Here is a 23,196-nt window from a genome sequence, read left to right on the forward strand (position 1 = left end):
CATCCTTGTCCGACACTGAAGACCAGAAGCCTGGGGAGCCACCGGCCCCCTCGGATATTCGTCCCGTATCCATCCTCGATGAGATGAAGCGTTCGTATCTCGATTACGCCATGAGCGTGATCGTGGCGCGTGCGTTGCCGGATGCGCGCGACGGCTTGAAGCCTGTGCATCGGCGCATTCTCTACGCGATGTATGAGAACGGCTTCGAATGGAACAAGCCATATCGCAAGTCGGCGCGAACCGTCGGCGACGTCATCGGTAAATATCATCCGCATGGCGATCAGTCGGTCTATGACGCCATGGTCCGCATGGCGCAGGACTTCTCGATGCGCGTGCCGTTGATCGACGGTCAGGGCAATTTCGGGTCGGTGGATGGCGATCAGGCCGCCGCGATGCGATACACTGAATCGCGCCTGACCAAGATCGCGCAGTCGCTGCTCGACGATCTCGACAAGGACACGGTCGACTATCAGGACAACTATGATGGCTCTTTCCGTGAGCCACGCGTGCTGCCGGCCAAGTTTCCCAATCTGCTGGTCAATGGCGGCGGCGGTATCGCCGTGGGCATGGCCACCAACATCCCGCCGCACAATCTGGGCGAAGTCATCGACGCCTGCGTCGCGCTGATCGATGATCCGTCACTCACCATTGACGATCTGAACAAGATCATCCCCGGTCCGGATTTCCCGACGGGTGGCATCATCCTCGGCCGCGCGGGGATTCGTACGGCCTATCACACCGGCCGCGGCTCCATCGTGATGCGCGGCAAAGTCTCGATCGAGCCGACGCGCAAGGACCGCGAAGCGATCATCGTCTCGGAAATTCCCTACCAGGTGAACAAGGCCACCATGGTGGAGCGCATCGCCGAACTGGTGCGCGACAAGAAGATCGAAGGCATCTCCGATCTGCGCGACGAATCCGACCGCGACGGTTTTCGCGTCGTCGTCGAGTTGAAGCGAGACGCGGTGCCGGAGGTGGTGCTCAACCAGCTTTACAAGTTCACGCCGCTGCAGACCAATTTCGGCGCCAACATGGTGGCGCTCGACACCGGCCGTCCGTTGCTGATGAACCTGAAGGATCTGCTGACGATCTTCGTCGCGTTCCGCGAACAGGTCGTCACGCGCCGTACCAAGTTCCTGCTCAACAAGGCGCGCGATCGCGCGCATATCCTCGTCGGCCTCGCGATTGCAGTGGCGAATATCGACGAGGTCATTCGTGTCATTCGTACCTCGCCGGATCCGGCCACCGCACGTGACATCCTGATGGAGCGTCATTGGCCCGCGCAGGACGTGGCGACGATGATGATGCTGATCGACGATCCGCGTCATCGCCTCGAGGAAGATGGCACCGCGCGGCTGTCCTTCGAACAGGCCAAGGCCATTCTCGATCTGCGCCTCGCACGTTTAACAGCTCTGGGCCGCGAGGAAATTTCCGACGAGCTGGACAAGCTCGCCGTCGAAATCGCCGACTATCTGGAGATCCTGCGTTCGCGCGCGCGCGTCCAGGGCATCATCAAGGACGAGCTCGGCGCGGTGAAGTTGGAATTCGCGACGCCGCGCAAGACCGTCATCATGGAGCAAGAGGGTGAGGTCGAAGACGAAGACCTCATCCAGCGCGAAGACATGGTGGTGACGGTGTCGCATCATGGCTACGTCAAGCGCGTGCCGCTCTCGACCTATCGGGCGCAGCGCCGCGGCGGCAAGGGCCGCTCCGGCATGGCGACGCGCGACGAGGATTTCGTCTCGCGTCTGTTCGTGGCCTCAACCCATACGCCGGTGCTGTTCTTCTCGTCGCGTGGCCAGGTCTATAAGGAAAAGGTCTGGCGTCTGCCGATCGCGCCGCCAAATGGCCGCGGCAAGGCGATGATCAACATCCTGCCGCTTGAGCAGGGTGAGCGCATCACCACGATCATGCCGCTGCCCGAGGACGAGGCGACGTGGGAAACCCTCGACGTGATGTTCGCGACCACCGGCGGCAATGTTCGCCGCAACAAGTTGTCGGACTTCGTCGATGTCAGGCGTTCGGGCATCATCGCCATGAAGCTCGATGAGGGCGAAGCGATCGTCGATGTGCAGATCGCCACCGAACATGACGACGTGCTGCTGACCGCTGCCGGCGGCCAGTGCATCCGTTTCCCGGTGACTGACGTCCGTGTGTTCCAGGGCCGCAGCTCCATGGGCGTTCGCGGTATCTCTCTGGCGGACGGCGACAAGCTCATCTCGCTCACCATCCTGCGCCACCTCGAGGCCAATTCCGACGAACGTGCGGCCTATCTGCGTCGTGCCAATGCGGTACGTCGCGGCGGCGCCGAGGAGCGTGCCGATGTTGCGGACGAAGCGGCGGCTGCCGTGGAGACCGAAGAGGCGACGGGAGCCATCGAACTCGGCGAGCAGCGCTATGTCGAGATGTCGGCATCCGAGCAGTTCGTGCTGACCATCAGCGAGAACGGCTACGGCAAGCGGACCTCGTCGTTCGAGTACCGCACCACCGGCCGCGGCGGTAAGGGCATCGTCGCCATGTCGGTCAACAACCGTAATGGCAAGCTGATCGCTTCGTTCCCGGTCGAGGACAGCGACCAGATCATGCTTGTCACCGACAAGGGCCAGCTCATCCGCTGCCCGGTGGAAGGTATCCGCATTGCCGGCCGTTCGACCCAGGGCGTCATCGTGTTCAACACGGCTGACGACGAGCACGTCGTGTCGGTCGAGCATATCGGCGAGGCGGGCGAGGGCGAAGAGGGCGAGAATGGCAACGGTGCGCCGGTGGCGGAGGGCTGAGGCTCTCCGCATCCGCCTTCGACAAGTCGATCAAAAAAGCCCGCGGTTATGCCGCGGGCTTTTTGCTTGCAGAGACAATCGTCGGCGTCGTCGGCGGGTCTCGGACCTCACATCCCAATTTTCGACATCGTTCGTGGAACCCCTACTCCGCACTCGCTGGCCGTGTCTTGAAGAACGGGCTCGGCTCCGGCGTTTCGGCATTGCCGCGGAGCAGCTTGCGGCCGGCTTCCAGGCCGCCGATGACTTCCAGCTCGACGCGTTGCGCGTCGCGGTCGCGGACATCGGCGATGGCTTCGCGGGCCTCGTCTTCGTCGAGGCCGAGGCCGGTCAGGACGGCTTCGCTGAACAGCAGTGCGGATTCGAAGGTTTCGCGGATCTGGAAATCGACGCCGGCATGAATGAGGCGCAGCGAATGGCCGCGGTCGTAGGAGCGGACATAGAGTTTGGCCAGCGGGAATTCCGAGCGGCACAGTTCGACGATGTGATCTGCTGCCTCCGGTTTGTCGACACAGATCAGGATCGCTTCAGCGGTGCCAGCGCCGGAAGCGTGCAGCACGTCAAGGCGGGTGCCGTCGCCATAGTGGATCTTGAAGCCGAAATTGCCGGCGGCGCGGATCATGTCCACATCGGTTTCGATCAGCGAAAGTTCGATGTTGCGCGCCAGCAGGGCCTGGCTCGCCACCTGCGCGAAGCGGCCGAAGCCGATGAACAGCACTTTCCCGCGCAGGCCGTCGGCTTTGTCGATGCCGTCCATGGAGACCGGCGTGCTCTGCCGCATCTGCGCGTGGATCAGCAGCACGATGGGCGTCAGTGCCATCGACAGGATGACGATCGCGCTCATGACCGCGGAGACGCGGGTGTCGAAGATGCCAGCGGTGCCGGCAGCCGCATAGAGGACGAAGGCGAATTCGCCGCCTTGCGCGAACAGCGCGGCGCGGTGGGTGGCGGCGGCGTGATCAGACTTTGCGAGGCGCGCGATCACATAGATGCCGATCGCCTTGACGATCATGAAGGCCACGACGCCGCCCAGCACCATGATCCATTCACTGGCGACGATGCGCAGATTCAGCGACATGCCGACGCTGAGGAAGAACAGGCCGAGCAGGATGCCGCGGAACGGTTCGATGTCGGCCTCGAGCTGATGCCGGAAGTTCGATTCCGAGAGCAGCACGCCGGCGAGGAAGGCGCCCATCGCCATCGACAGGCCGACGCTCTGCATGAACACGGCGGAGCCGAGCACGACGAGCAGCGCTGCGGCGGTCAACACTTCGCGCGCGCCGGCCCGAGCAATGATGCGGAAGAACGGGTCGAGCAGCCAGCGGCCCGCCGCTAGCAGCGCGGCGAGGCCGGCGAGGGCGATGGCGGCGCTCTGCCACATCGGTTTTGCGTTCGCGGCGGCCGGCGCATCGGCGGCGCCCCAGATAGCGACCAGCGCCAGCAGCGGAACGATGGCAAGATCCTCCAGCAACAGGATCGCGATGGCGCGCTGGCCTTCTGGCGATGTGGTCTCGTCCTGTTCCTCCAGCAGCTGCATGATGACGGCGGTGGAGGACAGCACAAAGCCCATGGCGCCGATCATGGCGACGGGAAAGCTGAGGCCCGCGGCCATCCCGACCAGCGTGAGCAGGAAGCCGCAGGTGATGACCTGCGCTGCGCCAAGGCCAAAGATCTGCCGGCGCAGCTTCCACAGCTTTGACGGGCGCATTTCCAGCCCGATGATGAACAGAAACATGACGACGCCGAGCTCGGCCGTATGCAGCAGCGTCTCGGGATCGTTGAACAGGCCAAGGCCGAACGGCCCGACGGCCAAGCCGGCGATGAGATAACCGAGGACGGAGCCGAGGCCCAATCGCTTGAACAGTGGCACTGCAACGGTGGCCGCACCCAGCAGGACAATTGCGTGTCCCAAACTAAAACCGGAAGCGTCCGCCATTTCACCTCTTTCGTTGATCTGCCGGATGTCTCAATCCGGCGTGCCTTATATGTTCGCACAGTGCGTCGCGAGCAGAGTAGATGACTTTGGCGGCTTTGTCCGATGCCGCCACGCGTGCGGCAATTCAGCGCGTCAGGTTCACGTCGTGAAGAGAACCGTCATACGCTGCATGAGAGACATGCAGTGCTTCTCATGTCCGTGCTTGCGCCGCCCGGATGATCGGCGCGACGTCAGTGCCGAGAAGCTCGATCGAACGCTTCATCGCGGCGGTTTCGAGGGAAGCCGTGCTCATCTGGAAGGTGATGCGCGAGACGCCGCCGAGAGCCTCATCGGCATGGCGCATCTTCGCTGCGACCGTTGCGGGATCGCCGACAAGGAACGCGCCTTCCGGGCCGGCCATGGCGTCAAATTGCTGGCGCGACGGTGGTGACCAGCCACGTTCGCGGCCGATTCTAGCCGTCAGATGCGCCCAGCCGGGGAAGAAGGCGTCTTTGGCGGCTGCGGTGGTCTCGCCGACAAAACCCATCGCGTGCACACCCACTTTGAGTTTGTCGGGACTGTGCCCGGCGCGGCTGCCGGCGTCGCGATAGAGATCGACGAGCGGACGAAAACGTTCGAATGTGCCGCCGATGATCGCGACCATCAGGGGCAGGCCCAGCGTGCCGGCGCGCGCGAAGGATTCCGGCGTGCCGCCGACGCCGATCCAGACCGGCAGCCGGGCTTGATGCGGACGCGGATAGACACCCTGGCCCTCGAGCGCCGAACGAAAGCGACCTTTCCAGATCGGATGTTTGGTCTCGCCAAGCTTCAAGAACAGCGCGAGCTTCTCGGCAAAGAGTTCGTCATAGTCCTGCGGGTCCATGCCAAACAGCGGATAGGCTTCGCCAAACGAGCCTCGACCAACGACGAGTTCCGCACGGCCTTTCGAGATGAGATCGAGAGTCGCGAATTCCTGAAACACGCGCACGGGATCAGCGGCGCTCAGCACTGTTACGGCGCTGGTCAAACGAATCTGGCCGGTGCGCGCTGCTGCCGCGGCCAGGATGATCGCGGGCGCGGAATCGAGGAATTCGGCGCGGTGATGCTCACCGATGCCGAAGACATCGAGCCCAACCCGGTCGGCGACCTCGACCTCATCAAGGAGGTCCGCCATGCGATCGGTCGCTGAAGGCAGCTTGCCCGTCGCTGGATCGGGAAGGATGGCTGCAAAACTGTCGATGCCGATTTCCATGAGAACTCCTTGTTCAATTCGTCGATCAGGTCGTGTCACAGCTAGAACCGGAAGTTCGCCATCACGCTGATCAGGGTGATGGTCTGTGCGGGTCCGGTGTCCGATATGAAACGCCCGGCTTCGAAGGCACTCAACGATGCAGACAGATTGAGCTCGGCCGTAGCCTGCCATGCTACGGACAGCTCGACCTGATGCCCGATGTAGCGCGCATCGCTGCCTTTGCCGCTTCTCACGAGATTTCCGGGGACCCCGTAGATCCCGTCGGCCGTGCTCTGTCGCCAATAGGTCGCTCCGGTGAGCGAGACTGCGACATCTTTGCGCGGATAGACGGTGATCGACGGCCGGACCTGAATGAGGTTGCGCGGGCCGACCGGAGACAGAGCACCGAAATATTTGCCCCTCGGAAATAGAGGATTGAACGTCCCGAGCTTTGAATCGTCCGGGTTGCCGTCTCCCGAAATGACATCGGACATGAACCGGAGTTCGGGTTGAAGTGGCGTCTGGAGGAAGCGATAGCCGAATTCACCACCAATACCCCATGCTTCCACGCGTTGCGTTCCGAAAGTCCCGCGCTGCAGGGCACCTTCGAAATTCCAGAACCACGCGCCCGTGTCGCCGAAGAGTCTCGTGCCGAACGTATGCGCGAGTTCCCTGCCGCGGCCCTGGTCGAAAACCGCATCGCGGTCCAAGAGACCGAGATAGTAGACATCGACACCGATCGACCGGTTTTCTCGCAGCCACTGTGTTGCATAGGCGCCCCAGACGGACTTTTGGCGGGATGTGCGATCATCGAAATCGCCGGGAAGGTTGTCGACGGGACGCGCGTATAGCAGCGTCACTTGCCGATCAGCACTCGTCACGACTGCATCGAGACCGTCAAAGGCCTGCGGGATATTAGGACCGTAGCGTGTGTCGATGAAACGGCCCGCGCCCAATGACATCAGCTTGCGCCCGGCAGACGTGCGCAGCGTGCTGCGGTCTCCGACATCCATTTCGGTCTCGCCGAATGCCTGAAGCATATCGGCGCCGGTCGTATCGACCGGACGCTCGGGACGGCTGGTGCCGGTGATCGCCGAAAAGATGGGTTGGGTGAAAAACCGCACCTTGCCTGCGTGAAGGTCGGCATAGGGCATGAACCGGTGCCAGATGTAACTGTCATTTGGCGCTGCTCCCCAATTGACGTTAGTGTAGCCCTCATAGCGCGAGCGGGCCTCCATGCCTGTTGTGAGGTAAACCGATCCATCCTCGCGCAATGGGATGTATTTGAACGGCTCAGTCCAGTGCCCGGTCCGCTTCGATGGATTGGCGAGATAGGACCAGTCTTCGCGATATCGCTCGTTCGTCAGCGTCGGCGCGCGCTCGACGTCGGTGCCGACTTGTGCCTGCACGACTGTCGTCATGGCGACCGTCGCCGCAAGAACGAAGCTCAATTTGATCATCAGGCGTTTTCATCGACCAGAGCAGTCGGATCTGTGGGCAGGACAGCTCGTTCCGCGCCAAGCGTGCGCCGTTGCTTTGCGCTGAGGGGGGACGGCGAGACCGCGACGAGCGATCGATGCTGGCACGGTTGCGCCGTCCCTTGTCTCAGTTAGCTCTTCGGCACCGGCGTATTGAGCAGCTGCTGCTCCCACACATAGGCGATGCCGGTGCCGCCGGCGTGCTGTATCATGAGCTCCGTCAATCCGGGCACCGTGTCCAGCCGGGCCCAGTCGCGCTGCCATTCAGCGGCCACCGCGAACCAGGTCATCATGTTGGCGCCGGCCCGGATCATGCGCTGGATCGCGACCTCGTGGGCCTCGACCGATATGCCGCCGGATGCGTCGGTGACGACCGTGACGTCCCAGCCTTCGCCGAGCGCCTGGATCGTGGGCATCGCGACGCAGACTTCGGTCCACAGGCCAGCGATGATCAGTTGCTTGCGGCCCGTCGCCTTCACCGCGTCCACCACCTTTGGATCTTGCCAGGTGTTGACCCAGGTCCGGTCGATCACCTCCTGTCCGGGGAAGACATCGGTGATCTGCGGAAACAGGATACCGCCACGGTCAACGAGCACGCTCGTCAGAATCGTGGGGACGCCGAACACCTTGGCGGCCTTGGCCAGACCCACCGTGTTGTTGATCACCATCTGCGTTTCGTGGCTGTTCAGGTTGGCCATCTGGAACGGCTGGTGGTCGATCAGAACGAGAACCGAGTCTTCGGGACGAAGAAGCGACGCAAGGCCATTACGAAAGGTCATGAATATATCCTCTGCTGCCGTTGTTAAGTGAGACGGATCGGGAGACATGCGCCAACGGCGACGTTGTCTGAGGGCGTATTGCCGTTCTTGTCGGTAATGCGATAGTGACCGCTCGTGCCAAGCTGTGTCGCAGAACGGGGAACGCCGAATTGGATATCGAAGATCTCAGGACGTTCGTGGAAGTCGCCGACGCCGGGGGCGTGTCATCCGCCGCGCGCCGGCTCGGCGTCTCCAAGTCCATTGTCAGTCGGCAGCTCGCCCGCCTCGAAGCGGAACTCGGCGTTCAGCTTCTGGCGCGCACCACGCGCGGCGCCGCGCTCACGGAAGCCGGCATCACGTTTCGCGATCATGCGGCGCGCGCCTGCGGCGAGATCGACGCAGCCCGGGAATTGATCCAGCCTGACGGTGAGCTTTGCGGGCGACTGCGTATTGCCGTGCCGCTTACTTTCGGCCCAACGCACTTGGCTCCCGTGCTTGCGGACATGGCGCGACGGCACCCGCAGCTCCACGTCCATACCGTCTACAGTGATCGCTTCGTCGATCTCATCGCCGAAGGTTTCGATTGCGCGATCCGGGTTGGCTATCTTCCGGACTCCAACCTGATCGCGCGACACGTCGGGCCTATTTATGCAAAATTGGTCGCGAGCCCGGACTACATCGAAGCGCATGGTTCCCCCGAGACGCCGGACGAACTCGTAGCGCATCAGGCTCTCATGCAGGGCACCGAAGCCTGGCAATTCATGGATGGCGACAAGACGATCAGGGTGCATCCGCAAGGGCGCTTTAAAGCTGACAACGGCACGGCGCTCCGCGCCGCCGCATTGGCAGGACTCGGCATCGCCTGGCTCCCCGATGGCATCACCCATGACGATGTCGCCTCTGGCGCGCTAGTTCCGGTCATGACACGTTATCCGCCGCCACAGGCAGGCGTTTATGTGGTCCGCCCGCCAAGTCAGCATCCTGCACGGAAAGTGCGGGTTCTTACCGAAATGCTGATCGCGTGTTTTGAAAAGGCCCCGCGCCCTGCGGGTGTCGGTCACTAACGCACGAACCAAACGGATGGTGCGCAGGGACCGGGCGAGGCTTAAGTCGCGCGAGGCTTAAATCTCGATTTCGGTGCCGAACTCGACGACCTGCTTGGTCGGCACGCCGAAGAACGCTGCGGAGCGTTCGGCGTTACGTTGCAGGAACGCGAATACGGTTTCGCGCCACACCGCCATGCCCGCGACCTTGTCGCTGGGAATGATGGTCTCCCGGCCGATGTAATAGGTGATCTCGGCAAGGTCGATGCCGGGCAGCTTGCCCTGTTCGGAAGCCAGGCCGAGCCCGTCCGAAATCGTTGGATACTGCATAAAGCCGTAATGCAGGATGACGCGCGTGATCCCTTCAATGACTTCGATAATCTCGGCGCGATCGGCATCCGGGACGCGCGGCACTTCGGAGATCAGCACAGTCACCAGAATGACGCGCTCATGTAGGACGTGGTTGTGCTTGACGAATTGCGTCAGTGCCAGCGGCACGCCATTCGGCATGGATGCCAGGAACACCGCGGTGCCATTGAGGCGCGCATGGCAGCGACTGACGGCCGTCTCGATCAGGTCCTCTTCGGGTTGACGCAGTTTGGCGCGGGCGCTTTCGACGAGTTTGACGCCGCTGCGCCATGTCAGCATCAGGAACGCCACAGCAGCCGCCAAGAACAGCGGAAACCAGCCGCCTTCGAACAGCTTCGTGGAATTGGCGGCGAAGAAGATGCAATCGATGATGAAGAAGAAGCCATTCACCGACACGACGAGAAGCGGCGGATAGCCCCATTGCAGCGCGACCAATGCCGCGAGCAGCGTGGTGATCGCCATCAACAGCGATACGGCGATGCCATAGGCGCCTGCCAGCGCGTCCGATGTGCCGAAGCTGAGCACGGCGGCCAACGTCGCCGCCGCCAGCAGCCAGTTCACCAGCGGCACATAGATCTGGCCCATGGCGTGGCTGGTGGTGTGCCGGATCTGCATCCGCGGCAGGAAGCCGAGCTGGATCGATTGCTGCGTCAGCGAGAACACACCGGAGATGATGGCCTGCGAGGCGATCACCGTCGCGACAGTGGCAAAGGCCACCAGCGGGTAGTGCAGCCAGTCCGGCGCCAGTTGATAGAACGGGTTGTTGACGGCGGTGGGGTCGGCGATCAGCAGTCCCGCCTGGCCGAAATAGTTCAGCACCAGCGCCGGCAGGGCGATGGCAAACCAGGCGAGCCGGATCGGCATCCGTCCGAAATGGCCCATATCGGCATACATCGCTTCGCCGCCGGTCACCGCAAGGAAGGCAGCGCCGAGAATGGCAAAGCTGATGTGGAAGTCCTGATGGATCAGGAATTCGAAGGCATAGAGCGGACTGACGGCAGCGAGCACGCCGGGCGATTGCACGATGCCATGGATGCCGAGCAGCGCGAGCACGGCAAACCAGCCCAGCATCACTGGCCCGAAGATGCCGCCGATGAAACCGGTGCCCTTGCTCTGCATCAGAAACAGCCCGATCAGAATGATGACGGTGAGCGGCACCACGGCTGGCGCCAGCGACGGTGCATCGACCTTGAGGCCTTCAATGGCTGATAGTACCGAGATCGCCGGCGTGATGGCGCCATCGCCATAGAGCAGGGCGGCACCAACGAGGCCGACGACCAGCAGATGTATGCGCCATGTACCCGGTTCTGCGTTACGCGCGTGGAGCAGTGCCAGCAGGGCGACGATACCGCCTTCGCCGCGATTGTCGGCGCGCAGAATTAGAAGTGCGTATTTCAGGGAGATAATGAGGATCAACGCCCAGAGGATCAGCGACACTACGCCGAGCGTTGCTTCGGACGTGAGGGGCCCGCCATGGGCCGCTGCCTTCACGGCTTCCTTCAATGCGTAAAGGGGGCTGGTGCCGATATCGCCATAGACGACGCCGAGCGCGCCGATCGTTGCCGTGAGAGGAAGTCCGCCAGAGTGGCCTGGCGATGCGGCTGGGATGGCGGTCACTGGCAGCCCTCACGGGACTCGCGCTTTCACGATCGCGCTTAACCAGCAGTCTGCGACGTTGCGTCGCGAATTGCTATGAAATTAGTTGAAGCAGGTGTCGCGAGAATTTCACTGAACTATGCATCGCGCGCGTTGGGGGAGTGTAGTTCGATTGCCCGGATTAAGTATCAGTACACCCCGGCTCTGACCGGGGTGCGGTATCCTTTGCCGCCTAGCGACGCTCGGTGGTCACGAGGCGGACTTCGCGGACAGTGATCGTCTTGCTGGCTGCGTTACGCAGGCAGGAGGCCTCGAAGTTCGGCCAGGCCTGCTCGGAGCAGTTGCGACCTACCGTGTGGATGTCCAGACGGTCGGCCTTGGCGAGGGCTACCGGCACCGACGCCTCGACCTTCGGGGCAAAGCCCGGCAGAACGGTGAGGGCGGCTGCGATGAAAGCTGCGACGGCAACTGCTGAGAGAGTCTTGATCATGACGGTCCCCTGTCATTCGGGCCGTTTTGGCCCGGTTTGTTTGTCGCTTCCTGTGCTTGCCTGATTAATCAGGCCCGGTTTCAGGAAGTTGTCGTGTCCGGGCAAAGTGGTTTCATCCGGCCCGGTTTGTGTTTCGTGCGTACGCGCATGACGACACATAAGGCTCGAAAGCCCAATGTTTTCAATATCGTTGCTGCGTACCCAGTAGACGCGCTGACCCGGCATCCGGTTCGAGCCCTGTCCGAAAATAAACATCGGCCATTCGGCCCCAGCGGGCGGAACCAAGTCGGCTTGCGGCTCGAACGGGGGCGGGGTAGGAGGGGGAATGCCCCGTATCGCGCTTTATCCCGGTTCATTCGATCCCGTCACCAATGGCCATCTCGATGTGGTCCGCCATGCCGTTGGCCTGTGCGACAAGCTCGTGGTCGCGATCGGCGTGCATCCCGGCAAGAAGCCGTTGTTCTCGACGGACGAGCGGCTGGAGATGGTGAAGCAGGTGTTCGGACCGCTGGCCTCGGCCGCCGGCTGCGAATTCGACTGCACGACCTATGACAATCTCACGACCACACTGGCGCAGCAGATCGGTGCGACCATCATGATCCGCGGGCTGCGCGACGGCACCGATCTCGATTACGAGATGCAGATCGTCGGCATGAACGAGACCATGGCGCCGGATGTGCAGACGGTATTTCTTCCGGCCTCGGTGAGCGTCCGCCCGATCACCGCCACACTGGTCCGGCAAATCGCCGCCATGGGCGGCGACGTTTCGGCTTTCGTCCCGGACGCGGTCGCCAAGAGCCTCAAGTCCAAATTCGCCGCTTAATCAAACGCCGGCTGACCGGCTTTCTCTGATCCGGAGTTTCCATGATCCGTATAGTCGCACTTGCTGCCGCGTTGATGTTCGCGGCTCCCGCTTTCGCGCAGGCTCCGGCAGCCCTTCCGGCTGGCCTCGACAAGGCCAATTCGGTCGTGATCGATACAACCAAGGGCCGGATCATCATCAAGCTGCGCACCGATATCGCCCCACAGCACGCCGAGCGCATCAAGCTGCTCGCCCGCGAAGGCTACTACAACAACGTACCGTTCCACCGCGTGATGGACGGCTTCATGGCGCAGACCGGCGACGGCAAGAACTTCAACGGCACCGGCGGATCGAAGTATCCGAACCTGAAGGCCGAATTCTCGCAGGTGCCGTACAAGCGCGGCGTTGTTGGCATGGCACGTGCCGGCGATCCGGATTCGGCCAATTCGCAGTTCTTCATCATGTTCGCCGAGGGCTCGTCGCTGAACGGCAAGTACACCGTGGTTGGTGATGTCGTCGCCGGCATGGACGTGGTGGACAAGCTCAAGAAGGCGCCTCCCGGCTCGGCCAGTGGTGCCGTGACCGACCCTGACAAGATGGTCAAGGTGCAGGTCGCTGCCGACATCAAGTGAGCATCATAATGCCGCGATGCAGGGTGATTGCTCTGCTCGCGGCATTATTACTGTCTGGCGTCCTTCAGGCGCATCCGGCATTGGCTCAGTCTGAAGCCGTGAGCACGCTGGAGGGCATGTTCGGAAGGCTGAAAGCGTGCTGGCATCCGCCTGCCTTGCCGCGCGGCCATCCGGGCATGGAGATCACGGTGCTGTTCAGCTTCAAACGATCCGGTGAACTTCTCGGAAGGCCGCGAATTACCTTCGAGACGCCGGATGCCTCCGAGGCCGACAGCGTCGCTTACCGAACGGCTGTGATGGAGACATTGCAACATTGCACGCCGATGCCATTTACCGGGGGCCTGGGCGACGCGGTCGCTGGACGCCCCTTCCGAGTGCGGTTTGACGACCGCCGAAACCAACCCAAACCAGTAGAGAGACGAGCATGGCTGTTACCGAGAATACTTTGATCCTTGAAACCACCCAGGGTCCCGTCACCATCGAGATGCGCCCGGATCTGGCACCGGGCCATGTCGCCCGTATCAAGGAGCTCGTGCGCGAAGGCTTCTACGACGGTATCGTCTTCCACCGTGTCATTGACGGCTTCATGGCGCAGACCGGCTGTCCGCAGGGCACCGGCACCGGCGGTTCGGGCAAGAAGCTGAAGGCCGAATTCAATAACGAGCCGCATGTGCGTGGCACGCTGTCGATGGCCCGCGCGGCCAGCCCGGATTCCGGCGACAGCCAGTTCTTCATCTGCTTCGACGACGCGTCGTTCCTCAACAAGCAGTACACTGTCTGGGGCAAGGTCACCGAAGGCATGGAGAACGTCGACAAGATCAAGCGCGGCGAGCCGGTGCAGAACCCGGACAAGATCGTCAAGGCACATATGGCCGCCGACGCGGCTGCCTAAGTTAAGCTCCTCCCTCACGTTCGTCATGCCCGGGCAGCGCGAAGCGAACTTCGCTAGTTGTCCCGGGCATCCACGTTTTATAGGCATCAACACCAAGACGTGGATGGCCGGGACAAGCCCGGCCATGACGGAGTGGGAATAACTACAAACCCATGCGTACCGATATCTTCGATTTCGAACTTCCCGCCGAGAACATCGCGCTGCGGCCTGCCAGCCCGCGCGACGCCGCGCGGCTACTTGTCGTTCAGCCGGGTATCGGCGTGCAGGATCATGTCGTATCGGATCTGCCGACCTGGCTGAAGCCCGGCGATCAGCTGGTCGTCAACGACACCAGGGTTATCTCGGCGCAACTCACCGGCCGTCGTATTGGCCGCGAGACCGAACCGAAGATCGATGCGACGCTGATCAAGCGCCTCGACAATTCGCGCTGGCAGGCGCTGGTACGGCCTGCAAAGAAGCTCGTCGAAGGCGATACGGTGCGCTTCGGCAATGAAGGCCGCGTCTGCCTGCTCGGACATCTCGACGCTCAAGTCGAGCACAAGGGTGATGCCGGCGAAATCATCTTCTCTTTCTCGTTTCACGGCCCGGCGCTGGATCAGGCGATCGCTGAACTCGGCGCGCCGCCGCTGCCGCCTTACATCGCCGGAAAACGCGCTCCGGACGAGCGTGACACGGCCGATTATCAAACCATGTTCGCCGCCAATGACGGCGCCGTCGCCGCACCGACGGCGGGACTGCATTTCACGCCGGCACTGGAAGCCGCTCTGAAAGCGCGCGGCGTCGGCCTGCATCGCATCACGCTGCATGTCGGAGCCGGGACCTTCCTGCCGGTGAAGGTCGACGACACCGCCGAGCACAAGATGCATTCCGAATGGGGTACGATCTCGCGCGCAACGGCGGATGCGCTGAACGCAGCGCATGCGGCCGGCGGACGCGTTGTTGCCGTCGGCACGACCTCGATGCGTTTGCTGGAAAGCGCGACGTCTGAGGATGGCGTTATTCATCCGTTCGCCGACGAGACTGCGATCTTCATCACGCCCGGCTATCGCTTCCGCGCCGTCGATATCATGCTCACGAATTTCCATCTGCCGCGTTCGACGCTGTTCATGCTGGTCTCAGCCTTCGCCGGCATGGATACGATGAAGCAGGCCTATGCCCATGCCATCGCGACCGGCTATCGTTTCTATTCATACGGCGACGCCAGTCTGCTGTTTCGGGACACACGCAATCAATGACCGTCGCCAATCATTTTGAACTGCTGCGCACTGACGGCACGGCACGCAGGGGCCAGCTGACAACGCCGCATGGCGTGGTGCGCACACCGGCCTTCATGCCGGTCGGTACCCTCGGTGCGATGAAGAGCTTGCACTGGCGCGACGTGCGCGATGCCGGTGCGGATATCGTGCTCGGCAATACCTACCATTTGATGCTGCGCCCCGGCGCAGAACGCGTCGCCTCGTTCGGCGGCCTGCAGAAATTCACCACCTGGAACGGTCCGATGCTGACCGACTCCGGCGGCTTCCAGGTGATGTCGCTGGCGCAGCTGCGCAAGGTGACGGAGCAGGGCGTCACGTTCCGCTCACATATCGACGGTGCGAAGTTCGAACTGACCCCGGAGCGCGCCATCGAGATCCAGCGGCTGCTGAATTCGGACATCGCGATGCAGCTCGACGAATGCGTGCGGCTGCCTGCCGAACATGCCGATATCGACCGCGCGATGCAGCTGTCGTTGCGCTGGGCCGAACGCTGCAAGCGCGCCTTCGAGACGGCGCCTGACGGTTACATGCTGTTCGGCATCGCGCAGGGCGGCGACGTGCCGGAATTGCGCCGGGCCAGTGCGCAGGGGCTGATCGATATCGGCTTTCATGGATACGCGATCGGCGGCCTCGCTGTCGGCGAGCCGCAGGCCGTGATGCTGGCGATGATCGAGGAGGTGGTTCCGATCCTCCCCTCGGAGCGGCCGCGCTATCTGATGGGCGTCGGCACGCCGGATGATATGCTGGAAGCGGTGGCGCGCGGCGTCGACATGTTCGACTGCGTGATGCCGACCCGTAATGGCCGCCACGGCATGGCCTTCACGCGCCACGGCCAGATCAACATGCGCAATGCGCGGCATCAGGACGATCCGCGTCCGCTGGATGAAGAGAGCACCTGGCCGGCCGCACGCGATTACTCGCGCGCCTATCTGCATCATCTCGTGCGCTCCGGCGAAACCCTCGGCGCGATGCTGCTGTCTGAAATCAACATCGCCTATTACCAGAGCCTGATGCAGGGCATCCGCGCGGCCATCGAGGCTGGAACGTTTGAAGAGTTTCGGGCGCATACGCGCGAGGGCTGGGCGCGCGGCGACATTCCGCCGCGGTAACTGCGCGTGATGCGGTTGATCACCTGTTCGGCTAAAAACCAGATCCGGCGGTTTGCAGGTTCATCAATCGTTTGTCTCGCGGTCACCGGCCGCAAGTATTTCCATGGCCTTGTATTGCCGGAAAAACCTGCGGCTCGGGCGAGCTGGGAATCCTGCCCATCGCTCTCCTGCGGGGACGTCGCGCGTGACGCCGCTTGCACCGGCTATCTGTGCGCCGTCGCCGATCGTCAGATGAGGAGCAATTCCAGTCTGGCCGCCTATTGCAACAAAACTCCCGAGAGTTGCGGACCCGGCAATTCCCACTTGCGCGGCGATGAGGCAGTGCCTGCCAATCGTCACGTTGTGGGCGACTTGTACGAGGTTATCGAGCTTCGTCCCTTCGCCGATAAACGTGTTACGGGTCGACCCGCGATCGATGGTCGTGTTTGCGCCTATTTCGACGCAGTCCTCAATAATGACGCCTCCGACCTGGAGAATTTTTATATGTCCGCCTTTGTCGGGCACGAATCCGAAGCCGTCCTGACCGATCGATACGCCTGGATGGACAATGACGTGATTGCCGACAGTTGCGTGCGCAATGATAGCGCCGGCGCCGACTGAGCTATGGCTCCCGATGGTGACGTCCGGGCCGATCACGACGTTTGACCCGATATAAGTGTGTTCACCGATCCTGGCCCGGGGACCGATTACTGCGCCGGGATCGATGGTAGCCCCGCAATCGATGATGGCCGAAGCATGAATCGTGGCGTTTGGAGAAATGCCGTCGGTCTCGAAAAGTGACCCCGGGATAGCCGCTCCTGGATAGAGCAACGCGAGGATCCTTGAGTAAATCAAATACGGCTGAGGTGTCACAAAAGAGTAGGTCTCCTTTGGAACGGACGCGCTGAAGCGCGGGGAGACAAGACAAGCGCCTGCATTCGTCTGCCTCAAGGCCTCAAGATACTTGTGATTGTCCATATAGCTCAGCTCGCCGCGCCGCGCTGTCTCTAGCGCTGCACCAGCCGAAATGAGGAAATCTTTTGTAACAAAAAGTAAGCCCGCGATGCCCGCGACCTCACTTGCAGTGATCGTGCGCTTAGGCACGAAGAAGGGAATTTGACCGGTCATGACCGACTCCAGTGCGGGTATCCCCTCGACCCGAGAGACGGCTTCTCCGCTGTAGACCCGACAGCTGGTTAGCACGGCTTGGGAACATCAGAAATGGCGAAGGTGTGACTGCGGCGTGGTCATTACCTGGTACACGCGTGACGGTGCAAATCGTTTGCGCAGATCGCTGACCTTGACGCGTGCCGATGCTGCGCCGACGTAGACGCCGGTCGTGACGATATGCTGAGCCTCGGCGCGAGCGGTTGCTTTTGTTTGGAGCGTCAATGACGCATGGGCGATGCTGGCAGCGTTCGCCTTACTAGGCGTTTTGGTTGTGCCATCCGCGTGGAAAGCAGCCCTCGGCGGGCAAGCAGAGGCACGGAGAATGTGATAATCACAATCGGCGTCTCCCTCGGATCGCGGAGCAATCCAAGATCGGTTCACGCGGGTCCACGCGAACAGCGCTAGTTGCTGTGCGCGCCAGCCTAGTGTGTCCATCAAAACGCTCGTAAGTCATTGATTTCTCAACAGCGGCATTTCTCGATGACCCAGGAGTTTGTCCACCAGTCCTAGACAAGTGCGACCATCCAAAGGGAAGGGCACAAAAAAAAAGGCTCCCGGAACGGGAGCTTGGATTGGAGAAGATGGAAGTCAGCGATAGAATTCGACGTCAGCCCGACGGTAAAAAGCGGTGTGCCGAACGTCCATTCCCGGGATCGGCAAGATGCCATGAGATCCCAACTCGCGCCGCACTCGAGTGGTCTTTCGGCGAAGGTCTTTGCTCAGATTGTAAAGAGACACAAAGTTGAAGTCGAAGCGATCCAGTTCGGCGATAGAAAATCGTAGCCGGATGAGACCGCTCAATGGTTCGCGGAATTCCCGCCCGATGACAATTTTGCGACTAGCCAACGCTCGGAATGTGCTCACAGGGATCTGCAATTTTCGACTTGCATCGGATGCCGACAAGTCTTCTGGCGGCGTCCTTTGCGGTCGAAGTGCCGACATCACATCCGCAGGATAGACCAAGATAGAGGCCAATCCCGCGAGACCTACGTTCCGGCCGACCCAGGGGAGCTTTCTGTCGATGATCATCTGGATGATCTTGGCGATCTTACAGCGCGTTCGAGCTGTGGCGGACCTGAGGTTGATCATCTCTGGAGTTGGATGAATCACAGGTTCTGCATGCTCCGTTACACTTCTCAGAAATTTGTCGAGATCATCACTTTGAAACCGCAGTCCATGATATCCTTTGTCGACCCGATGACGCTCCAGGAAGCCATTATCGAGGACAACCTTCATGATGCTTTCAGATGCGCCCAGTCGCTCTTGCGCTTCCAGCAACGAGACGGATTGCATTGCGCGCTCGACCGTACCTTCGGCTTGGCTCGCCTCAAACATAGCTTCCTGGCCGTTGGGTTGCCGGTTCACGGAATAGCCAGCCGCAATCATGATGTGCTCGATGCGCTTCAACGAGCATCGGAACTGTTTGGCGAGCGACCACACTGAATGAAATTGTCGTGCGTTGATGCCCACTCCCATAATCTCGTCACCCGGCCCGAGAGGAAACTTGGACGGCGCATGTTCCACGACGATGTCACGGACTTCTCGAAAGGCCGGATCGTCCGCAAGAAGAGACAAGCGTGTGTAAACACGACCATACGCACGATAAGGGGAGAAGTTTTTGTTATTCGGAACAAACTTGGCGTGCAGCTTGGAAAGGAAATCTTCAATTCCGACCGAGCCGTTTCGGACGATTTCGAAACCGGCGTCGCCGGCGGCGTACTTCTGTTCATCGTTGAGGTCGCGAACTGCGGCGTTTCCAAAAAGCGCCGCGCATCCGAACAAATGAGCGGTCTGTTCAGCGGCAAAGAAGGGAAGGCGGTCGAGCCAAGAACCAGCAGTGCCGTTTTTCAAACGGTCGACAAGGTAAAGCTCAAGCTTCGATGCAGGCCGACGGATCGCGCGGTCCGTGAGCGCAGGTAGATCCTTCAGGATCGGAGCAACGAGCTTCGTCCAATCGTGGCGGATATGCTGGTTCTTTTCTTCCGCCACTGGGATCAGCGCGATTCCGTGGTCAATACAGGTCCCGATGGCTCGCAACGTCCATTGAATACGACTGCGGATGGCGACCGTGGGGTCCAGGTCTCCGCGATCAACATCTGCCTGCAGACATGCCGGACAAATGAAGAGACGAGACAGATGCCGGGACTTTACGCCCAATTCCTGTCCGCCGAGATCGAGATTCCCGCCCATCGGTTTCGGTGAATTCCGGAGGAGCCGATCGAAATCGGCTCCGCTGACTTCGGCGAGTTGGGCGATCGCCTTGTGACACCCGCGCTCCAAGGCGATGAACCGAAAAGCCATGTCGGAGCCAAGCTTGCGGCCATCTTGGAAGTTGCGCGCAGCCAGACGCGAGGCAAAGTAGATCGTCGGCTCATCGTCCATGAGAGGAACCGTCAAAGCGAGAGGGAGAGTCATTGCGACTTCGCCTTCCGCTTGCGGGTGACCGGGCCGGGCGGGGGAGCGTCGACGACCTTCTCGAACATCTTGGCGCAGTCGATCGTGTGCCAGTTCATCGCAAGGAAAGGGTTGCGATCTGCGCTGAACGACGTCTTCTTAGCCAACACGGTTGCGAAGTTCTCGTTGGTGAGACGATTGGAGCCGTTTTCGAGGGCATTCTCGATTGCCAACTGGGTCAGCACGATCGAGTAGCCGTAGGCGTTCAACGCCGCGTGGGAAAGGCGGGCGATGAAGTCGGCGCTGTCGATTTCGGATTTGCGGAAGTCCGCGAGACCGGCGGCGTTCACATAGGTGCCGACCATCCGGCGGATGTCGTCGTGTTTTTCGGGGGTAATGCCCTCGAAAGGCAGGATCGCCAAGCGGCGAAAGAGCTGCGCATCGTGCTGGACGAACGGCACGAGAGTAGCGACGCCGGACAGGATCAAAGTGATCCGACGATTGTACATCGCGTTCTTGAGCGTGTCGGCCATCTGCTGGAGGTCCTTCTCCGGCATGTTGTGGACGACGTGCTGGATCTCGTCGAAATGGACGATGAACTTGCGCATGGCCTGCAGTCGATCAAACGCCTTTTCCCACAGGCGATGGGCAGCCATGTCACGCTCGAGCGCGTATCCGGTCGCCCTCAGGAGCGCGCGAGCGAGCTGCATCGAGGTACACGGGCTGGGGACGGAAACACTCACCAGCGGCGAGGCGGAAGCGGGATCGGCGTAACCGGCCAGCACCGGATGCGTGTTGAAATAGCGCTCGAGCGACTTGGACTTACCGACACCGGTCGGGCCGACGAGTACGAGACCGCTGCCGCGGCCGCGATTCTCGAAAGAGGGCGGGAGATTGGTGTTCTCCCGCTGCACGGCGTTGGCAATCAGCGTCCCCATGGCAGTTGCCAGATGGGCGTCACGGGCGGTCTTCAGGAACTTCGCACGGATAGTCTCCATGACGGTGAAGTTCTGGGTGCTTGCGGCATCGGCGTAGAGAAGCGCGACGGAATCGGTGCGGGCGGGCGGCGAAACGTGGGTGGTCATGGTCATCCAGTCCTTGGTTGGGTCCCGCCGCGCGGTTGCACGGCGGGTCGGCGAGAAAAGGTTGGTTAGTCTTCGAGATCGCCCCAAGCCTCGTCCGCCGGGTCATCGGCGCCAGGGGGAGTGATAGAAGGCAGCGGAGTCGGAGCGGTCGCGTCGGCAGTGACAACGGCGGAAGTGTTAGGCTGATCGTCGTCGTGCGCCGCGGGGAAGGCGGATCCGAGAATGTCGCCCGCGGGCTTCGTGGAGGATGCCTGATCGCTGACGATCTTGAACCCGAGAGCCAGGGTGGCCTCGACGTGGTTCAGCTCTTCCTTGGTCGGGCGATCCGCGGAGATTGCAGTGACGTGCATGGCATGCTTGGCCATCTTGGCAATGTCGCGGATTGCGGCGTGGACGATATGTTCGTTCACGCGAGCACCTGCCTGGTGACGACGCTTGAGATCCGTGACGATCTCCGTCCACGTGTGCAGGTCCATGCCACGAAGCCCCTCGCGCACGGACGGAACTGCATTCCAGCCGTTTCCGAACCAGACCGAGACATGGCCGATGTCCGATGCGTCGAAGCGGACTTTAAGTTCGCAGGAGCCGACCTGCTCGTACCAAGCGTGGAGCTCCTTGGAATGGTACTGGTTGCCAGCCATGACGACGCCGCTCTGGTCGAGGACACGGTCCAGTTCGACGCCGAAGATGTTGCGGCGCTGGTGCGGGGTCGGGCAGGCGTTCACACCGAATTCTTCGACGAGATCCTTCCAGGCGTTGTAAGGCGTTTTGCCTTCCAGTCCCGAGTGGGGAGTGTGATGATAGACATCGACCACCCAGCGGGTGAAAATCTGGGGCAGTTGTGCGGAAAAGATGGACGCCCGTTCTTCGGCCTTGTACTCGCCCTTATCAACGACGTTGCTGAACGAGCGTCCGGTGAAGTGCGGCATCAGGCTGGTGTGCATGGTACCGAACACCCGCTCCACATGCCCGCGGAGGTGGGAAAGTCCGGCGGGCGCGTTTTCATAGACGATGCCGCAGGTTGCGAGCACGTTGTGGAATGCCTCATGCAAGAACATCGAACCGGCGTCGGGCGAGGCAAGGCTCGGCGGTCCCTGCATCGGCCAATCGGACTTGCAACCGGCCGCCGCTGCGATCGAATTTTTATCGGTGACGGCCATGGCCAACGTGGCGATGGCGGTCTGGTGGTCCGAGCGGGAAGAAATGCGAAAGCCGAGAACACAGCGCGTTGCGACGTCGAGAATGAGGCACACCTTCAGGCGCTGGGTCTGCAGGTACTTGCGGTCTTCTTCCGTCAGGAGCTCATCGAGCCCAAGGGCGCTCGCGATCGTGTGCAGTTGGATCGTCCATTCGTCGATCTGCACGTGCTGGAGGGGCCGGGTGACGTCGAGGCCGCCGCTGACCATGGCGAACTTGGTCCGGGCGTCCGCAATCCCGTTGCGGCTGGCGTAAACCTCGAACGCGTTGAGGCTCTTGATCTTCCGGGAAAGAGTTTCCTTTCCGGGGCACGCGTAGCGGGGCAGGCCGTTTGCCTCACGCTCGACATTGAGTGCCGCGATCTCCGCCTGCATCGTCTTGTAGATAAGGTTGACGCCCGGCCGCTCCAGGCTGCAATACGAGACGGCGTGCTTGATCAGCACACGGAGCATCTCCGGGTCCATGTTGGAGATTCGGTTGCCGCAGAAGCGATACTTGTTGCGCAGCGCAAGGGTACTCGCACCGTGGTTTTCGTACTGCTTCAGCCAGCGACGGAGCGAGCGCGCGGAAGGCCGCTTCGGCCATTCATCCGGATTGGGACGATTGCAATGGGCCTCCAGCTTGGGTCGGGCTTCCTCGATCTTCGCGATCGCATCCTTGATGCACTCGTCCGTGCGCTTGACGGCCTTGTCGGCGGCCTCGCGCTTGAGGAAGTTCGTGACGAAGTATTCGCGGCGGCGCATCTCGAAGACTTCCGCGGCGGGAAGGTCAGACAGGGTGTTAACGCCCGCGAGAAGACGCGCGTTCGCGCGGCCGGACTCGTACCAGTTCCTGTCGATGCTCATCTCTCCGGCATCGATCAGCTCCTTGATCTGCTTGTGCGTGAGCTCCTCGCGCAGCTCTGCCTTCTCGTGAGCACGAACAAGAATGTAGCCGAGCGGGTTCTGCTCAACGACGCGGCGCTCGCTGTTCTTCAGGATGATGCGGTCGTGGGGGTTGATGATGATCTTCATGACGGTCGTCTCC

19 protein-coding genes are annotated in these 23,196 nt (G+C 61.5%); 8 read left to right on the forward strand and 11 right to left on the reverse strand.

Going from position 1 to position 23,196, the window contains the following annotated elements; all coding sequences use genetic code 11:
- Positions 1-5: 5 nt before the first annotated feature.
- Complete coding sequence (gene gyrA / locus AB7783_RS06755) at positions 6-2,777, forward strand: DNA gyrase subunit A (protein WP_441277168.1); 2,772 nt, start codon at positions 6-8, stop codon at positions 2,775-2,777.
- Between the two features lie 142 nt (positions 2,778-2,919).
- Here the strand turns inward: gyrA and AB7783_RS06760 are convergent, their stop codons facing one another.
- The 4 genes from AB7783_RS06760 to AB7783_RS06775 form a co-directional block, all read right to left on the reverse strand.
- Positions 2,920-4,710, reverse strand: a complete 1,791-nt coding sequence (locus AB7783_RS06760) for a monovalent cation:proton antiporter-2 (CPA2) family protein (protein ID WP_439071585.1) — start codon at positions 4,708-4,710, stop codon at positions 2,920-2,922.
- 190 nt (positions 4,711-4,900) lie between these two features.
- Positions 4,901-5,941, reverse strand: coding sequence for an LLM class flavin-dependent oxidoreductase (locus tag AB7783_RS06765; RefSeq protein ID WP_441277169.1), 1,041 nt, complete (start codon positions 5,939-5,941; stop codon positions 4,901-4,903).
- Between the two features lie 41 nt (positions 5,942-5,982).
- Positions 5,983-7,380: an alginate export family protein gene (locus AB7783_RS06770; protein ID WP_441277170.1), complete on the reverse strand. Its 1,398-nt coding sequence runs from the start codon at positions 7,378-7,380 to the stop codon at positions 5,983-5,985.
- A gap of 149 nt (positions 7,381-7,529) precedes the next feature.
- On the reverse strand, positions 7,530-8,177 hold the full coding sequence (locus AB7783_RS06775; protein WP_441277171.1) for a hydrolase: 648 nt from the start codon (positions 8,175-8,177) through the stop codon (positions 7,530-7,532).
- A gap of 149 nt (positions 8,178-8,326) precedes the next feature.
- Here AB7783_RS06775 and AB7783_RS06780 point away from each other — a divergent pair, with 149 nt between their 5' ends.
- Positions 8,327-9,220: a LysR family transcriptional regulator gene (locus AB7783_RS06780; RefSeq protein WP_441277172.1), complete on the forward strand. Its 894-nt coding sequence runs from the start codon at positions 8,327-8,329 to the stop codon at positions 9,218-9,220.
- 57 nt (positions 9,221-9,277) lie between these two features.
- On the opposite strand, the gene AB7783_RS06785 is transcribed toward AB7783_RS06780, so the two are convergent.
- The 3 genes from AB7783_RS06785 to AB7783_RS06795 all read right to left on the reverse strand — a co-directional run bounded on the left by AB7783_RS06785 (position 9,278) and on the right by AB7783_RS06795 (position 11,909).
- Positions 9,278-11,185 carry a potassium transporter Kup gene (locus AB7783_RS06785; RefSeq protein ID WP_441277173.1) on the reverse strand — a complete coding sequence of 636 codons (1,908 nt, stop codon included), beginning with the start codon at positions 11,183-11,185 and terminating at the stop codon, positions 9,278-9,280.
- Positions 11,186-11,396: 211 nt separating this feature from the next.
- A complete protein-coding gene (locus tag AB7783_RS06790) occupies positions 11,397-11,654 on the reverse strand; it encodes a hypothetical protein (protein WP_089264450.1) in 258 nt (85 codons plus the stop codon).
- Between the two features lie 12 nt (positions 11,655-11,666).
- Positions 11,667-11,909 (reverse strand): hypothetical protein, encoded by a 243-nt coding sequence (locus AB7783_RS06795; RefSeq protein ID WP_441277174.1) that lies wholly within the window; start codon positions 11,907-11,909, stop codon positions 11,667-11,669.
- Positions 11,910-11,979: 70 nt separating this feature from the next.
- Here AB7783_RS06795 and coaD point away from each other — a divergent pair, with 70 nt between their 5' ends.
- The 6 genes from coaD to tgt all read left to right on the forward strand — a co-directional run bounded on the left by coaD (position 11,980) and on the right by tgt (position 16,345).
- Positions 11,980-12,477 (forward strand): pantetheine-phosphate adenylyltransferase, encoded by a 498-nt coding sequence (coaD, locus tag AB7783_RS06800; RefSeq protein WP_089264449.1) that lies wholly within the window; start codon positions 11,980-11,982, stop codon positions 12,475-12,477.
- 41 nt (positions 12,478-12,518) lie between these two features.
- Entirely contained in the window at positions 12,519-13,088 is a 570-nt protein-coding gene (locus AB7783_RS06805; RefSeq protein ID WP_441277175.1) for a peptidylprolyl isomerase, read from the forward strand.
- 23 nt (positions 13,089-13,111) lie between these two features.
- On the forward strand, positions 13,112-13,537 hold the full coding sequence (locus AB7783_RS06810) for a hypothetical protein (RefSeq protein ID WP_441277176.1): 426 nt from the start codon (positions 13,112-13,114) through the stop codon (positions 13,535-13,537).
- Positions 13,513-13,980 (forward strand): peptidylprolyl isomerase, encoded by a 468-nt coding sequence (locus tag AB7783_RS06815; RefSeq protein ID WP_089264447.1) that lies wholly within the window; start codon positions 13,513-13,515, stop codon positions 13,978-13,980. The genes AB7783_RS06810 and AB7783_RS06815 overlap by 25 nt, the downstream gene beginning before the upstream one ends.
- Before the next feature lie 152 nt (positions 13,981-14,132).
- Positions 14,133-15,215, forward strand: coding sequence for a tRNA preQ1(34) S-adenosylmethionine ribosyltransferase-isomerase QueA (gene queA / locus AB7783_RS06820; protein WP_439063823.1), 1,083 nt, complete (start codon positions 14,133-14,135; stop codon positions 15,213-15,215).
- A complete protein-coding gene (gene tgt, locus AB7783_RS06825) occupies positions 15,212-16,345 on the forward strand; it encodes a tRNA guanosine(34) transglycosylase Tgt (RefSeq protein ID WP_441277177.1) in 1,134 nt (377 codons plus the stop codon). The genes queA and tgt overlap by 4 nt, the downstream gene beginning before the upstream one ends.
- Positions 16,346-16,408: 63 nt before the next feature.
- Here the strand turns inward: tgt and lpxD are convergent, their stop codons facing one another.
- The 4 genes from lpxD to AB7783_RS06845 all read right to left on the reverse strand — a co-directional run bounded on the left by lpxD (position 16,409) and on the right by AB7783_RS06845 (position 23,183).
- A complete protein-coding gene (lpxD, locus tag AB7783_RS06830; RefSeq protein ID WP_441277178.1) occupies positions 16,409-17,452 on the reverse strand; it encodes a UDP-3-O-(3-hydroxymyristoyl)glucosamine N-acyltransferase in 1,044 nt (347 codons plus the stop codon).
- A 630-nt stretch (positions 17,453-18,082) separates the two neighbouring features.
- Positions 18,083-19,876, reverse strand: coding sequence for a TniQ family protein (locus tag AB7783_RS06835; protein ID WP_441277179.1), 1,794 nt, complete (start codon positions 19,874-19,876; stop codon positions 18,083-18,085).
- 29 nt (positions 19,877-19,905) lie between these two features.
- Entirely contained in the window at positions 19,906-20,973 is a 1,068-nt protein-coding gene (locus AB7783_RS06840) for a TniB family NTP-binding protein (protein ID WP_441277180.1), read from the reverse strand.
- A 65-nt stretch (positions 20,974-21,038) separates the two neighbouring features.
- A complete protein-coding gene (locus AB7783_RS06845; RefSeq protein ID WP_441277181.1) occupies positions 21,039-23,183 on the reverse strand; it encodes a Mu transposase C-terminal domain-containing protein in 2,145 nt (714 codons plus the stop codon).
- Between the last annotated feature and the right edge of the window lie 13 nt (positions 23,184-23,196).

Origin of the sequence: Tardiphaga sp. 172_B4_N1_3, assembly GCF_052076035.1 — a bacterium.
In the GTDB taxonomy this organism is placed as follows: Bacteria; Pseudomonadota; Alphaproteobacteria; order Rhizobiales; family Xanthobacteraceae; genus Tardiphaga; species Tardiphaga robiniae.

Excerpts from the sequence above, each read along its gene's own strand:
- AB7783_RS06760 (WP_439071585.1), bottom strand. The coding sequence starts at position 4,710 with ATGGCGGACGCTTCCGGTTTTAGTTTGGGACACGCAATTGTCCTGCTG.
- AB7783_RS06765 (WP_441277169.1), bottom strand. The coding sequence starts at position 5,941 with ATGGAAATCGGCATCGACAGTTTTGCAGCCATCCTTCCCGATCCAGCG.
- AB7783_RS06770 (WP_441277170.1), bottom strand. The coding sequence starts at position 7,380 with ATGATCAAATTGAGCTTCGTTCTTGCGGCGACGGTCGCCATGACGACA.
- AB7783_RS06775 (WP_441277171.1), bottom strand. The coding sequence starts at position 8,177 with ATGACCTTTCGTAATGGCCTTGCGTCGCTTCTTCGTCCCGAAGACTCG.
- AB7783_RS06790 (WP_089264450.1), bottom strand. The coding sequence starts at position 11,654 with ATGATCAAGACTCTCTCAGCAGTTGCCGTCGCAGCTTTCATCGCAGCC.
- AB7783_RS06795 (WP_441277174.1), bottom strand. The coding sequence starts at position 11,909 with ATGTTTATTTTCGGACAGGGCTCGAACCGGATGCCGGGTCAGCGCGTC.
- coaD (WP_089264449.1), top strand. The coding sequence starts at position 11,980 with ATGCCCCGTATCGCGCTTTATCCCGGTTCATTCGATCCCGTCACCAAT.
- AB7783_RS06805 (WP_441277175.1), top strand. The coding sequence starts at position 12,519 with ATGATCCGTATAGTCGCACTTGCTGCCGCGTTGATGTTCGCGGCTCCC.
- AB7783_RS06815 (WP_089264447.1), top strand. The coding sequence starts at position 13,513 with ATGGCTGTTACCGAGAATACTTTGATCCTTGAAACCACCCAGGGTCCC.
- queA (WP_439063823.1), top strand. The coding sequence starts at position 14,133 with ATGCGTACCGATATCTTCGATTTCGAACTTCCCGCCGAGAACATCGCG.
- tgt (WP_441277177.1), top strand. The coding sequence starts at position 15,212 with ATGACCGTCGCCAATCATTTTGAACTGCTGCGCACTGACGGCACGGCA.
- lpxD (WP_441277178.1), bottom strand. The coding sequence starts at position 17,452 with ATGACCGGTCAAATTCCCTTCTTCGTGCCTAAGCGCACGATCACTGCA.
- AB7783_RS06835 (WP_441277179.1), bottom strand. The coding sequence starts at position 19,876 with ATGGACGATGAGCCGACGATCTACTTTGCCTCGCGTCTGGCTGCGCGC.
- AB7783_RS06840 (WP_441277180.1), bottom strand. The coding sequence starts at position 20,973 with ATGACCACCCACGTTTCGCCGCCCGCCCGCACCGATTCCGTCGCGCTT.
- AB7783_RS06845 (WP_441277181.1), bottom strand. The coding sequence starts at position 23,183 with ATGAAGATCATCATCAACCCCCACGACCGCATCATCCTGAAGAACAGC.